The 12,591-nt window shown below is 52.9% G+C and carries 13 protein-coding genes; 6 read left to right on the top strand and 7 right to left on the bottom strand.

Translation table 11 applies throughout. The features are described 5' to 3' along the window. The first annotated feature begins 81 nt into the window (after nucleotides 1-81). Complete coding sequence (locus tag BQ7480_RS05795; RefSeq protein ID WP_072542094.1) at nucleotides 82-972, top strand: glucosaminidase domain-containing protein; 891 nt, start codon at nucleotides 82-84, stop codon at nucleotides 970-972. A gap of 5 nt (nucleotides 973-977) precedes the next feature. On the opposite strand, the gene rlmH is transcribed toward BQ7480_RS05795, so the two are convergent. Further along, the gene (rlmH, locus tag BQ7480_RS05800) at nucleotides 978-1,451 is read right to left on the bottom strand and encodes a 23S rRNA (pseudouridine(1915)-N(3))-methyltransferase RlmH (RefSeq protein WP_072542095.1); all 474 of its coding nucleotides are present in this window, start codon (nucleotides 1,449-1,451) and stop codon (nucleotides 978-980) included. Nucleotides 1,452-1,546: 95 nt separating this feature from the next. On the opposite strand from rlmH, the gene nadC reads away from it, so the two are divergent. Beyond that, nucleotides 1,547-2,401, top strand: a complete 855-nt coding sequence (gene nadC / locus BQ7480_RS05805) for a carboxylating nicotinate-nucleotide diphosphorylase (protein WP_022353872.1) — start codon at nucleotides 1,547-1,549, stop codon at nucleotides 2,399-2,401. A gap of 65 nt (nucleotides 2,402-2,466) precedes the next feature. Next, complete coding sequence (locus tag BQ7480_RS05810) at nucleotides 2,467-3,081, top strand: DUF4923 family protein (protein ID WP_083581772.1); 615 nt, start codon at nucleotides 2,467-2,469, stop codon at nucleotides 3,079-3,081. A gap of 78 nt (nucleotides 3,082-3,159) precedes the next feature. On the opposite strand, the gene hisB is transcribed toward BQ7480_RS05810, so the two are convergent. The 6 genes from hisB to BQ7480_RS05840 form a co-directional block, all read right to left on the bottom strand. Continuing rightward, the gene (hisB, locus tag BQ7480_RS05815; RefSeq protein WP_072542097.1) at nucleotides 3,160-4,284 is read right to left on the bottom strand and encodes a bifunctional histidinol-phosphatase/imidazoleglycerol-phosphate dehydratase HisB; all 1,125 of its coding nucleotides are present in this window, start codon (nucleotides 4,282-4,284) and stop codon (nucleotides 3,160-3,162) included. After that, nucleotides 4,281-5,330: a histidinol-phosphate transaminase gene (gene hisC / locus BQ7480_RS05820; RefSeq protein ID WP_072542098.1), complete on the bottom strand. Its 1,050-nt coding sequence runs from the start codon at nucleotides 5,328-5,330 to the stop codon at nucleotides 4,281-4,283. The genes hisB and hisC overlap by 4 nt, the downstream gene beginning before the upstream one ends. Then, nucleotides 5,327-6,610 carry a histidinol dehydrogenase gene (hisD, locus tag BQ7480_RS05825; protein ID WP_072542099.1) on the bottom strand — a complete coding sequence of 428 codons (1,284 nt, stop codon included), beginning with the start codon at nucleotides 6,608-6,610 and terminating at the stop codon, nucleotides 5,327-5,329. The genes hisC and hisD overlap by 4 nt, the downstream gene beginning before the upstream one ends. A 30-nt stretch (nucleotides 6,611-6,640) precedes the next feature. Beyond that, nucleotides 6,641-7,492, bottom strand: coding sequence for an ATP phosphoribosyltransferase (gene hisG, locus BQ7480_RS05830; RefSeq protein WP_072542100.1), 852 nt, complete (start codon nucleotides 7,490-7,492; stop codon nucleotides 6,641-6,643). 257 nt (nucleotides 7,493-7,749) lie between these two features. Further along, nucleotides 7,750-8,235, bottom strand: coding sequence for a PaaI family thioesterase (locus BQ7480_RS05835; RefSeq protein WP_022353878.1), 486 nt, complete (start codon nucleotides 8,233-8,235; stop codon nucleotides 7,750-7,752). A 19-nt stretch (nucleotides 8,236-8,254) separates the two neighbouring features. Continuing rightward, the gene (locus BQ7480_RS05840) at nucleotides 8,255-8,554 is read right to left on the bottom strand and encodes a Dabb family protein (protein ID WP_072542101.1); all 300 of its coding nucleotides are present in this window, start codon (nucleotides 8,552-8,554) and stop codon (nucleotides 8,255-8,257) included. Nucleotides 8,555-8,624: 70 nt separating this feature from the next. On the opposite strand from BQ7480_RS05840, the gene udk reads away from it, so the two are divergent. The 3 genes from udk to BQ7480_RS05860 all read left to right on the top strand — a co-directional run bounded on the left by udk (nucleotide 8,625) and on the right by BQ7480_RS05860 (nucleotide 12,461). Then, entirely contained in the window at nucleotides 8,625-9,236 is a 612-nt protein-coding gene (gene udk / locus BQ7480_RS05845; protein ID WP_072542102.1) for a uridine kinase, read from the top strand. Then, nucleotides 9,233-10,606 carry an MltF family protein gene (locus BQ7480_RS05850; RefSeq protein WP_072542103.1) on the top strand — a complete coding sequence of 458 codons (1,374 nt, stop codon included), beginning with the start codon at nucleotides 9,233-9,235 and terminating at the stop codon, nucleotides 10,604-10,606. Before udk ends, BQ7480_RS05850 begins: the two co-directional genes overlap by 4 nt. Before the next feature lie 286 nt (nucleotides 10,607-10,892). Then, the gene (locus BQ7480_RS05860; RefSeq protein ID WP_072542105.1) at nucleotides 10,893-12,461 is read left to right on the top strand and encodes a type I restriction-modification system subunit M; all 1,569 of its coding nucleotides are present in this window, start codon (nucleotides 10,893-10,895) and stop codon (nucleotides 12,459-12,461) included. Nucleotides 12,462-12,591: the final 130 nt, after the last annotated feature.

Genomic DNA, 12,591 nt, shown 5'->3' on the forward strand with positions numbered 1-12,591 from the left:
TTCTGTATTTTTAAGCATTTACCCGTAAGGCTTCTGTACCGAATCGCTTATCTTTGTGCAAAACCATAAAAGAAGAACTGCATGAAATCGTTAAGATATATCTTGGTGTGCTGCTTGGCAGGGATGGTACTATCTTTGGGAGCGGCCCAGCGGCGGAACAAGGCATACGAGGATTACATCCGGCAGTATCACAAGATTGCCGTGGAAGAGATGAAGCGTTACCACATCCCGGCCAGTATCACGCTGGCGCAGGGATTGCTGGAGTCGGGAGCGGGACGGAGCGAACTGGCCCGCAAATCGAATAACCATTTCGGCATCAAGTGTGGACGAAGCTGGGACGGGCGTACGGTGCGTGCCGACGACGATGCTCCGAACGAATGTTTCCGGGCTTACCGTCATGCCAAGGATTCTTATCGCGACCATTCCAAGTTCCTGCGTACGGGAGCGCGTTATGCTTTCCTGTTCCGGCTGAAGATTACGGACTACAAGGGATGGGCCCGCGGACTGAAAAAGGCCGGCTATGCCACCGACCCGCGTTATGCCGACCGGCTGATTAATATCATCGAACTGTATGACCTGGACCGTTACGACAGCAAGAAGGGACTGGAGTGGGCCGAGGAGTTCCCCAACCCGCATCAGCCGTATCTGGCCAACGACATGGTGTATATCATCGCCCGTCGGGGAGATACGTTCAAGTCGCTTTCGGATGAGCTGGGCATCAGCAAGAAAAAACTCCGCACTTACAATGAACTGCCCAAGGATTATGAATTTGCAGGGGGTGAAATCGTGTATCTGGAGAAGAAACGCCGCCGCGCTACGAAGGAATACATTGTCTACGTGGTGCGTCAGGGCGATTCCATGTACTCCATCTCGCAGAAGTTCGGCATCCGCTTGAAGAACCTGTACAAACTGAATAAGATGGAATCGGATGCTCCGGCTCCGAAGGTGGGCGACATTCTGCGGTTGCGCTGACCGGTTTATTCGTGGTGATAGGGACCGTTGTTCAGAATGGTCATGGCCCGGTAAAGCTGTTCCACGAAGATGAGCCGTATCATCTGGTGTGAGAAGGTCATCTTGGACAGGGAAATCTTTTCCTGGGCCGCCTGGTAGACCGCGGGGGAGAAGCCGTAGGGCCCGCCGATGATAAACACCAGCCGCTTGTTCACCGTATGCATCTTCCGCTCTACCCAGTTGGCAAACTCGATGGAGCGGAATTCTTTTCCATGCTCGTCGAGGAGTACCACCACATCGCCCGGCTGAAGGGCTTTCAGGATGGCTTCGCCTTCTTTTTCTTTCTGCTGGTCCATGCTGAGGCTCTTGGTGTTCTTGAGTTCGGGAATCACTTCCATGTCGAACGAAATGTAGTGCTTGGTACGTTCCACGTAGTCGTTGATGGCTGTGATGTAATGCTTTTCGACCGTCCGGCCGACCACAAGTAGGGTAAATTTCATATCTTTTTTACTTTGATTAAAACGGGTTGTCTTTGCAAAGATATGAATAATAATTACCTTTGCTTCCAGAAATATCACCTAATATTTTGAACAAAATGGACGAAAAAATTGTAAAGGATTTGATTGACCGTCTGATTGACCTCTCTTTTGCAGAGGATATAGGCGACGGGGACCATACTACATTGTCGTGTATCCCGGCAGATGCCATGGGAAAGTCGAAACTGCTCATAAAGGAAGAAGGAATCCTGGCCGGCATTGAAGTGGCCAAGGAAGTGTTCCATCGTTTCGACCCCGACATGAAGGTGACCGTATTCATGCAAGACGGTACGCACGTGAAACCGGGGGATGTGCCGATGGTGGTGGAAGGCAAGGTGCAGTCTTTGCTGCAGACCGAACGCCTGATGCTGAACATCATGCAGCGCATGAGCGGTATCGCGACCATGACGCACAAGTATGTGGAACGCCTGAAGGGGACAAAGACCCGTGTACTCGATACGCGTAAGACGACTCCGGGCATGCGTATCCTGGAGAAGATGGCGGTGAAAATCGGTGGGGGTGTGAACCATCGTATCGGTCTGTTCGACATGATTCTGCTGAAAGACAACCATGTGGATTTCGCAGGAGGCATCGACAAGGCCATCACGCGGGCCAAGGAATACTGCAAGGAAAAAGGCAAGGACCTGAAGATTGAAATCGAGGTGCGCAACTTCGACGAGCTGCAGCAGGTGCTCGACCTGGGTGGAGTAGACCGTATCATGCTCGACAACTTCACGCCGGAGAATACCCGCAAGGCCGTGGAAATGGTGGGCGGACGTGTGGAACTGGAATCTTCTGGCGGTATCACGTTTGACACGCTGCGCGACTATGCGGAATGTGGAGTGGACTACATCTCCGTAGGTGCATTGACCCATTCTGTGAAAGGTCTCGACATGAGCTTCAAGGCTTGTTGAGGCGGACGGAAAGAGAGGCTTGCTGCTTGTAACAAAAGAACAATCAACTAAAATAGAGAAGAGTGATGAAAAAAAGTGTTTTATGGAAAAGTGTGCTGGTGCTGGCATTGTGTTTGGCCGGAACAGCCAATGGAATGGCACAAGACCTGAAGTCGATTCTTTCGGGTGTGGTAGGTGCAGTGACCAATAAGGTGACAGGCGAAAGCAGTTCGCTGACCGGAACCTGGGCTTATTCCGGACCTGACTGCAAGTTTGAAAGCGACAACCTGCTGGCTAAGGCCGGTGGTGAAGTGGCAGCCAAGAAGGTGGAGGAAAAGATGAGCGGCGTATTGGAAAAACTGGGCTTCAAGGAAGGAGCGACTTATACTTTCAATGAGGACAGTACCTATACTTCCGTGATAGGTGGAAAAACGGTCAGCGGAACCTACAGCTACAATGCCGATACCAAGGAGCTGACAATGAAAACGCGTCTGGGACTGAAGGCGAATGCCACTGTGTCCAAAGGACTGACAGGCAATACGATGAGTCTGCTCTTCAAGGCCGACAAGCTGATGTCGCTGGCGCAGACCATTACCGGTGCAGTGGCAAGCAAGTCGTCTAATTCGGCTGTAAGCACAGCTACCTCTTTGCTGAACCAGTATGACGGACTGCAATTGGGAGTGGAGTTGAAGAAACAGTAATTTTGTTTTGTATATCTTAGGAAAGAAGCATGGATGCGGAGAGAATTTCTCTCGGAATCCATGCTTCTTTTTTTGTTTTCAGATGCATCCCTTGCTGGAGGGAATCTCAAAATGATGGATGTCGCGCCGGACGGCCATCTTGATGCTGCGGGCAAGCGCTTTGAAAATCCCCTCAATCTTGTGGTGTTCGTTGGTGCCTTCTGCCTTGATGTGAAGGTTCATGCGGGCCGAGTCACTCAGCGACTTGAAGAAATGGAGGAACATCTCGGTGGGCATGTCGCCAATCTTTTCGCGGGTGAAGGTGGCGTCCCACACCAGCCAGGGGCGTCCGCCGAAGTCGAGTGCCACCATGCACAGGCAGTCGTCCATGGGCAGGCAGTAGCCGTAGCGTTCGATGCCCCGCTTGCTTCCAAGGGCCTGATACAGACATTCTCCCAAGGCGATGGCCGTGTCTTCAATGGTGTGGTGCTCGTCTACGTGCAAGTCACCGTCCACGTGGATATCGAGGTCGATGCCGCCATGCTTGCCAATCTGCTCCAGCATGTGGTCGAAGAAACCCAGTCCCGTGTCAATGTGGCAGGTGCCGTTGCCGTCCAGGTTGAGGCGGATGCGGATATCGGTCTCCTTGGTCTTCCGGCACACTTCTGCCGTCCGTTCGCCGGCAAAGAGGAACTCCGCCACGCGGTCCCAGTCGGTAGTGGCCAGCACGCAGGTATCCTCCAGTTCGCTGCCAGCCAATATACTTTTATCCGGTTGCAGCAGGATGGCCTTGCAGCCTAGGTTCTGTGCCAGCTGTACATCCGTCGCCCGGTCACCGATGACAAAACTGCCCGGCAGGTCATAGTCCGGATTGTGCAGGTAAGCCGTCAGCATGCCCGTGCGGGGCTTGCGCGTAGGTGCATTGTCTTCCGGAAAGCTCCGGTCAATCAAAATATTGTCGAACTCGATGCCCTCGTTCTTGAACGACTGGAGCATCAGGTTGTGTACGGGCCAGAAAGTCTCTTCCGGGAAAGAAGGCGTGCCCAGTCCGTCCTGATTGGTCACCATGACCAGCTCAAAATCCAGTTTCTGCCGGATGAAATACAGGTTGCGGAACACTTTGGGGTAAAACTCCAGCTTTTCGAAAGCATCCAGCTGGTAATCTACGGGCGGTTCGATGACGAGGGTTCCGTCGCGGTCGATGAACAAGACTTTCTTTTTCATGCTTCCTCCTCCTTGTAGTTTTTCAGGGCCTCCAGCAGCGCATCGTTCTCCGGCCGCGTACCGATGGTGATGCGCAGGCAGTTGTGGCACAGGGCTACGTTGCTCCGGTTGCGGACGATGATGCCTCTGTCTACCAGGTAGTCGTAGATTTTCTTGGCATTGCTCACCCGGGTGAGGAAGAAATTCGCGTCGGTGGGGTAGATGTGCTCGCAGCACGGCAGTTTCTCAAATTCGGTCATCAGCCGGGTACGTTCCTTCAGTAACGAACCTACCCATTGCTGCACCTGATAATGCTTTTCAATCATCCGGATGGCTTCCTGCTGTGTCAGTCGGTTCACATTGTAAGGATATTTGATTTTGTTCAGCAGGTCGATGATTTCCTTGGAAGCGAACGCCATGCCCAGGCGGATGGCCGCACAGCCCCACGCCTTCGAGAAGGTCTGCAGGATAATCAGGTTCGGGAACTCGTCGAGCTGTGACAGGAACGACGGCTGGTCGGAGAAATCCGCATACGCCTCGTCCACGATGACCAGTCCTTCGAACTGCCGGAGCAGGGTCAGAATCTCTTCCCGGCACAGGTTGTTGCCCGTCGGGTTGTTGGGCGAGCAGAGGAAAATCAGTTTGGTGTGCTCGTCGGCAGCCGCCAGCAGGTCGGCAGCCTTGAACTGGAAATTCGCGTCGAGCTGCACCTTGCGGTACTCCACGTCGTTGACATTGGCACAGATCTGATACATGCCGTAGGTAGGCTCGATGGCCACCACGTTGTCGATGCCCGGACGGCAGAACGCCCGGAAAGGAAGGTCGATGGCCTCATCGCTGCCGTTGCCCAGGAAGATATGCTCGGGCGCCACCTTCTTGATACGCCCGATCAGCCCCTTCAGTTCCCGTTGCAGCGGGTCCGGGTACCGGTTGTTGGGCGTGTTGTAAGGATTCTCGTTGGCATCCAGAAACACCGATGCCTCTTTCCCGCTATATTCGTCGCGTGCCGAAGAATAAGGCTTCAAGGCCCAGATGTTCGGCCGCGTAAGTTCTTTCAATGGTTTCATGATTCTTTCTTTAAACGTACGGAGATTGCATTTTTGTGGCCGTCCAGCTGCTCGTTGGCCGCCATCACCTCAATGGCCGGGCCAATCATGGCGATGCCTTCGGGCGTGATTTCCTGGAATGTGATTTTGCGGATGAAGCTGTCCAGACTCACTCCGCTGTATGCCTTGGCATAGCCATTGGTCGGCAGCGTGTGGTTGGTGCCCGAAGCATAGTCGCCCGCACTTTCCGGCGAATAATATCCCAGGAATACCGAGCCCGCATTGACAATCCGTTCGCTGACTTCCAGGTAGTCCTTGGTTTCGATAATCAGGTGTTCCGGCGCATACTCGTTGACCATGGCCACCGCCTCGTCCATGTCCTTCACCAGAATCAGTTTGCTGGCCGCCAGCGAGCGGCTGGCTATTTCCTTCCGCGGCAATTGGGCCAGCTGGCGCTCCACTTCCTTCATGGCGGCTATCAGCAGCGGTTCGCTCGTCGTAATCAGGATGGCCTGACTGTCTACTCCGTGTTCCGCCTGTGAAAGCAGGTCGGCTGCCACGAAAACCGGATTGGCGGTTTCATCGGCCAGTACCGCCACTTCCGACGGACCTGCCGGCATGTCGATGGCCACGTCGCGCAGGGAAACCTGCTGTTTGGCCGCCGTGACATACTGGTTGCCTGGACCGAATATCTTATATACTTTCGGAATGCTTTCCGTGCCGTAGGCCATGGCCCCGATAGCCTGTACGCCCCCCGCCTTGAAGATACGGTTGATGCCCGCCAGTTTGGCCGCATACAGGATGGCCGGATGAATCTTTCCTTCCTTGTCGGGCGGGGTACAGAGAATGATTTCCTTGCAGCCCGCAATCTGTGCCGGAGTGGCCAGCATCAGCACGGTCGAGAAGAGAGGAGCCGTTCCGCCGGGAATGTACAGTCCCACCTTCTCAATGGGCACCGCCTTCTGCCAGCAAGTGACGCCCGGCAGGGTGGTAATCTTTTTCCCTTGGAACACCTGTGCCGCGTGGAACGTGTGGATGTTCTTGTAGGCCAGTGTGATGGCCGCCTTCAGTTCGATGCTGACCTTCTTTTCCGCTTCGGTGATTTCCGCCTCGCTCACCTGCAGGGAGTCCAGCCGTACCTTGTCGAATTTCTCTTCATACTCCCGCACGGCCTTGTCGCCTTCAAACTTGATGCGGTTCAATATTTCGAGTACCGTCTCCCGCAGCGATTCCGTCTGGAGAGTAGGCCGTTTCAGTAAGTCGGCCCATGTACTTTTCTCAGGATAAGTAATGATGTTCATAGTAGCATTTGGTGTGAAATGATTCAACGGTTAAAGTATCATTTTCTCGATGGGGAGTACCAGGATACCCTGTGCCCCGATGGCCTTCAGCTTGCCGATGATTTCCCAGAAACGTTTCTGGTCGATGACGGTGTGGATGCTGCTCCATCCCTCCGTGGCCAGCGGCATGATGGTGGGACTCTTGATACCCGGCAGTACCTCTACGATGTCATTCACCTTGTCGGTAGGCACGTTCATCAGCACATACTTCTTGTCTTCGGCTGTCTTCACGGCATCGATGCGGAACAACAGCTCCTGAAGGATTTCCTTTTTTTCTGCCGACAGGTTCTTGTTGCCGATAAGCAAAGCCTCACTCTTCATCACCACTTCCACCTCTTTCAGGTTGTTGCTGATGAGGGTAGAGCCCGAGCTGACAATATCGAAGATGGCATCCGCCAGTCCGATGGCCGGAGATATTTCTACCGAGCCCGTGATGACATGGATGTCCGCCTCAATCTGCTGCTCGTTCAGGAAGTTCTTCAGGATGTGCGGGTAGGAAGTGGCAATCTTCTTGTGGTTGAACCACTGCAGCCCGTCGTATTCGGTCTCCTTATGGATGGCCAGCGAGAGACGGCATTTGCTGAATCCCAGCCGGTGAACGATTTCAGCTTCTTCGGCACGTTCCACGAACTCGTTTTCCCCCACGATGCCCAGGTCGGCCACGCCGTTGGCCACGCACTGCGGAATATCGTCGTCGCGCAGGAAGAGCACCTCCACGGGGAAGTTGGTAGATTGTGTCAGCAAGGTACGTTTGGAAGTAGACAGCTTGATGTCGGCTTCTGTGAACAGGGCCATTGTGTCTTCAAACAAACGCCCTTTGGATTGTACGGCAATTCTTAACATGTTGTTTTTCGGTTAAAGTGTCCAAATAAAAAAAGGCTTACCGGGATGATTCCTAACGGCAAGCCTTCTTTGTTATCTTATCTCTTTTCTGTAACTACACGCCTTCTCAGCCTACCGTGTGAACCGTTAGGAAATGATGATGGCGATGATGTACAGTGTTTAAAATCATATTTTCTTTCTTTTGTTGCGACAAAATTATAAGATAAGATTTGAAAAAGCAAATATTTATCAGAAAAAAGTCGGTTTTGCTGTCAGTTTTATAAATTCTCCACCTCTTTTTCCGTATAGCAGCCCTTGAAGCACATTTCCTTTTCCGCTTTTTCCTTCGAGAAGAGGTAATAGGTGCATACGGCCTTGGTGCAAAGCTGGTCGTGCTCGTCGAAGATGCCCGCTTCGATGAACGCGAAGTGCCGTTTCACTTCTTTCAGCCGCGCCCTGAGCGTGAGATGCGAGTCGGTGGTATGCACCGGCTTCAGGTAGTGCGTTTCCATGCGGGAAGTCACCCCCGAAGTCTGCATCTTGCGGGCGATGACCCAGGCACAGATTTCATCGAGCATCGTGGCCTGTATGCCCCCGTGCAGGGTGTTCACCCAGCCCTGGAAGCGGGCCTCCGGTTTCCACAGGCACACAATCTCTTCTCCGTCCTCGTAAAACTCCATTTTCAGTCCGTCCTCGTTGTGGGGAGCACATCCGAAACAGTAGTAGCCTTCTATTCCTTTCCAGGGATTGATAATCTTTTCCATGTGCGTCGAGGTTGGAAGGTTAGAGGGTATAGTCCACGCAGGCCCGGTTTTCCTTGGCCTCTTTCAGGATACCCGCCGCAGCCACATGGGCCGGATGGATGGAATAGGCTTTTACGTCGTCGAGGGTGTCGAAACTGCTGTCCAGGCAGATGTCCCATGTCTCTGCCGGGTTCTCGTTCAGTCCTACATGGATGTCGCGGATAAAAGGAATGGTAGCCGGAAGGGCTTCGATAGCCGCTTTGAAACGGTGCATGATGTCGGCTTTTTCAGCCGCAGAAAGACTTTCTTTCAGTTTGAATAGAACAATGTGTTTGACCATGTTTGTTTGTTTTTATGATTTTCGTATTTTTGTGTATTGCAAATATAGAAATTAATTATTGAAACAAGTTATGATTATCATTGGAATTGCAGGAGGAACAGGCTCCGGGAAAACAACTGTGGTGCGACGGATTGTAGAAAGTCTGTCGGAAAATGAAGTGGCAGTGCTTCCGCTCGACTCATATTACAAGGACAGCAGCCATGTGCCCGTGGAAGAGCGGCAGAACATCAACTTCGACCATCCTTCTGCCTTCGACTGGGATTTGCTTTCGAAGCACGTGGATATGCTGCGCCGGGGCGAGGCCATCGAACAGCCCGTGTATTCCTACCTGACCTGTACCCGCCAGAAGGAGACCATTCACGTGGAACCGCGCAAGGTGGTCATCATCGAAGGGATTCTGGCCCTGAGCGACCGTCGTCTCTGCAAGCAGATGGACCTGCGCATCTTTGTGGATGCCGACCCCGACGAACGTCTGATACGTGTCATCCAGCGGGATGTGATTGAACGCGGACGTACGGCGGAGGCCGTGATGGACCGTTACGTGCGGGTGCTGAAACCCATGCACCTGGAGTTCATCGAGCCGGCCAAGCGGATTGCCGACCTGATTGTCCCGCAGGGAGGACACAACGAAAAAGCCATTGAGATTCTGAAAATGTACATCGAAAAAATCGTGGACCGATGAAAACCTGGATCGGATGTCTGGTAGGGGCGATGGCGCTGCTGCTCTTTTCCTGTCAGCCGGAAAAGAAGACGGAGGAGGTGGCGGTCGACTTGCCGCAGATACTGGAGAAGAAAGAGCTGGTGGTGCTCACGGTAAACAGTTCCGTGTCGTACTTCAACTACCGCGGCGAACCTATGGGATTCCAGTACGAACTGGCCCAGCAGTTTGCCAAGTCGCTCGGTGTGACCCTGAAGGTAAAGGTGGTGAAAGACGAAGAAGGGCTGGTGGACAGTCTGCTCTGTGGGGCAGGCGACCTGGTGGCCTATAACCTCATCATGACCAACGCCCTGAAAGACAGTCTGATTTATTGCGGGGAGGAAGACATCACCCGCCAGGTCATCGTGCAGCGGCGCGGAAAGGAAGCCCTGAAAGACGTGACGGAGCTGGTGGGGAAGAAGGTCTATGTCAATTCCGGAAAATACCGCACCCGGCTGGAGAACCTGAACCGGGAGCTGGGAGGCGGCATCGACATCTGTGAGGTCTCCTCCGACAGTGTCTCGTCGGAAGACCTGATTACGTGGGTGGCGGAGGGCCGTATCGACTATACGGTGGCCACCGACGAAATCGCCAAAATCAACCGAACCTATTATCCGGTGCTGGACATCAAGCTGGCCATCAGCTTCGACCAGCGTTCATCGTGGGCCGTGCGCAAGACCTCGCCCCAGCTGGCCGCCGCAGCCGACAAGTGGCACCGTGAGAACATCAACTCACCGGAGTTCCGGGCCAGTGCCCGGCGTTATTTCGAACTGGCCAAGCGTCCGTCGCACGGGTCCATTCTTTCCGTGAAAGACGGTAAGATTTCCCACTACGACGACCTGTTCCGCCGTTATGCCAAGGAAATCGGGTGGGACTGGCGTCTGCTGGCCTCGCTGGCCTATACGGAATCGAACTTCAATCCGAACGTCGTGTCGTGGGCCGGAGCCAAGGGACTGATGCAGCTCATGCCTGCCACCTCCCGTGTGATGGGGGTACCGCCCGGCAAGGAACAGGACCCGGAAGAGAGCATCAAGGCCGCCGTGAAATACATCGCCAACATGCAGCGCACGTTCAGTAAGGTAACCGACAAGGAAGAGCAGGCGAAGTTCATCCTCGCTGCCTACAACTGCGGGATAGGCCATGTGACCGATGCCATGGCCCTGGCCGAGAAGTATGGCTGCAACCGTTACCTGTGGGAGCACCACGTGGCCCATTACATGCTGCTCAAAAGCAACAAGGAATATTATCAGGACCCCGTCTGCAAGAACGGCTATCTCCGCGGCAGCGATACGTATGAGTTCGTGCGGGAGATTCTGGCGCGAGCGGAGCTTTACAAACGGAAAATCAAGAAGTAAGAGACGAGTTTAGGAACTTGTTCGGAAAGTGCTTGGAGGTTTTTGTGGAAACTTCAGGCACTTTTTTATGTTTCCCTGCCCGGAAACGTACGTTTCCCGTGGCGGAGCCGTATGTTTTCCGCGTGAAAACCGTACGTTTCTCTGCCGGGAAACGTAGAAAATTCTTTGAGGATGGGGTATCTTCGGCGGGAGGTTTTTTCATCTTCTCGGGGAAAAGCGTAACTTTGTAGAATGTTGAATGTTCAATAGACCTCATTGTGAGTTTGGAAAGACTGAAAATAGAATTATGGCAACAAGTACACAACAAAAGCAAGAGTTATTCAAGACAATATGGGCCACAGCCGAAGATTTGCGGAACAGTGTGGACGGATGGGATTTCAAGCAATATGTGCTGGGCATGTTGTTTTACCGTTTCATCTCGGAAAACATCACCAACTACATCAACAAATTGCAGCGTGAGGCTGGCATGGAAGATTTCGACTATACCACTTTCCCTGATGAAGAGGCCGAGAATGCGCGGGAAATGATTGTGCAGGAAAAGGGCTTTTTCATCTTGCCGTCTGAATTGTTCTGCAACGTACGGGCAAAAGCCAAGAACGACGCCAACCTGAACGAAACCTTGGAGGCGGTGTTCGACCACATTGAAGCGTCGGCCAAAGGAACGGACAGCGAAGACGACCTGAAAGGGCTTTTCGACGACATCGACGTGAACAGCAACAAACTGGGCAACACCGTGCCCAAGCGTAACGAAACCCTCTGCAAGATATTGAATACCATCGGAGGGCTCGACTTGAAGGGGGATTATTCGGAAAACCAAATCGATGTTTTCGGGGATGCCTACGAGTTTCTGATGACCATGTATGCCGGGAATGCCGGAAAGTCGGGCGGTGAGTTCTTCACACCGCAGGAGGTGAGCGAGTTGCTGGCCCGCATTACGGTGGTCGGCAAGAAGGAAGTGAACAAGGTGTACGACCCTGCTTGCGGCTCAGGCTCCTTGCTGTTGCAGTTTGCCAAGGTGTTGGGCAAGGAAAATGTGCGTACGGGGTTCTTCGGACAGGAAATCAACATCACGACCTACAACCTGTGCCGCATCAACATGTTTCTGCACGACATCAATTACGAGAAGTTCGACATCCACTGCGGCGATACGCTGACCGAGCCTTACCATTGGGATGATGAGCCTTTCGATGCCATCGTGTCCAACCCGCCTTATTCCACCAAATGGGCAGGTGATTCCAATCCGGTACTGATTAATGACCCGCGTTTTGCACCTGCGGGTGTACTGGCTCCCAAGACCAAGGCTGACCTGGCTTTCACCATGCACATGCTGTCGTGGCTTTCTACCGACGGCACGGCGGCCATCGTAGAGTTCCCGGGTGTGCTGTATCGGGGTGGAGCCGAGCAGAAGATTCGCAAGTACTTGATTGATAACAATTACGTAGATACGGTGATTCAGCTTCCAGCCAATTTGTTCTTTGGGGTGTCGATTGCCACCTGCATTATTGTGCTGAAAAAGAGCAAGAAAGAAAACAAGACCCTGTTTATCGATGCCAGTGCAGAGTTTGTGCACGAGGGAAACAAGAACAAACTTTCGCCCGATAATATCAGTCACATCCTGAATGAATACATCGACCGCAAGGAAGTGCAGCATTTTTCTGCCTTGGTAGACAATGCGGCCATTGCAGAGAACGACTATAATCTGTCTGTCAGCAGTTACGTGGAGGCAGAAGACACTCGTCCACAGACCGACATCAAGGAACTGAACGAACGAATCCGCCGCATTGTGGCACGCGAAAACGAATTGCGTACAGAAATCGACCGGATTGTGGCAGAATTGGAGGAGGATGAGGCATGAGTGAGATGCAGGGAAATATAATTGAGTCTTATTGTTCTTATCCAATTACGAACTCACTGCGTTCGCAATTGGATGTTGCAAAATATTTGCTTGGTTTGCAGGTGATTAATTGTATGGGTAACGTAGGATG

The organism is Bacteroides mediterraneensis, from assembly GCF_900128455.1.
Taxonomy (GTDB): domain Bacteria; phylum Bacteroidota; class Bacteroidia; order Bacteroidales; family Bacteroidaceae; genus Phocaeicola; species Phocaeicola mediterraneensis.

Bases quoted from the DNA above. Each gene is read 5' to 3' on its own strand.
- BQ7480_RS05850 (WP_072542103.1), top strand. From the start codon at position 9,233: ATGAAAACCTGGATCGGATGTCTGGTAGGGGCGATGGCGCTGCTGCTC.
- BQ7480_RS05840 (WP_072542101.1), bottom strand. From the start codon at position 8,554: ATGGTCAAACACATTGTTCTATTCAAACTGAAAGAAAGTCTTTCTGCG.
- hisG (WP_072542100.1), bottom strand. From the start codon at position 7,492: ATGTTAAGAATTGCCGTACAATCCAAAGGGCGTTTGTTTGAAGACACA.
- BQ7480_RS05810 (WP_083581772.1), top strand. From the start codon at position 2,467: ATGAAAAAAAGTGTTTTATGGAAAAGTGTGCTGGTGCTGGCATTGTGT.
- udk (WP_072542102.1), top strand. From the start codon at position 8,625: ATGATTATCATTGGAATTGCAGGAGGAACAGGCTCCGGGAAAACAACT.
- nadC (WP_022353872.1), top strand. From the start codon at position 1,547: ATGGACGAAAAAATTGTAAAGGATTTGATTGACCGTCTGATTGACCTC.
- BQ7480_RS05795 (WP_072542094.1), top strand. From the start codon at position 82: ATGAAATCGTTAAGATATATCTTGGTGTGCTGCTTGGCAGGGATGGTA.
- hisB (WP_072542097.1), bottom strand. From the start codon at position 4,284: ATGAAAAAGAAAGTCTTGTTCATCGACCGCGACGGAACCCTCGTCATC.
- rlmH (WP_072542095.1), bottom strand. From the start codon at position 1,451: ATGAAATTTACCCTACTTGTGGTCGGCCGGACGGTCGAAAAGCATTAC.
- BQ7480_RS05860 (WP_072542105.1), top strand. From the start codon at position 10,893: ATGGCAACAAGTACACAACAAAAGCAAGAGTTATTCAAGACAATATGG.
- hisD (WP_072542099.1), bottom strand. From the start codon at position 6,610: ATGAACATCATTACTTATCCTGAGAAAAGTACATGGGCCGACTTACTG.
- BQ7480_RS05835 (WP_022353878.1), bottom strand. From the start codon at position 8,235: ATGGAAAAGATTATCAATCCCTGGAAAGGAATAGAAGGCTACTACTGT.
- hisC (WP_072542098.1), bottom strand. From the start codon at position 5,330: ATGAAACCATTGAAAGAACTTACGCGGCCGAACATCTGGGCCTTGAAG.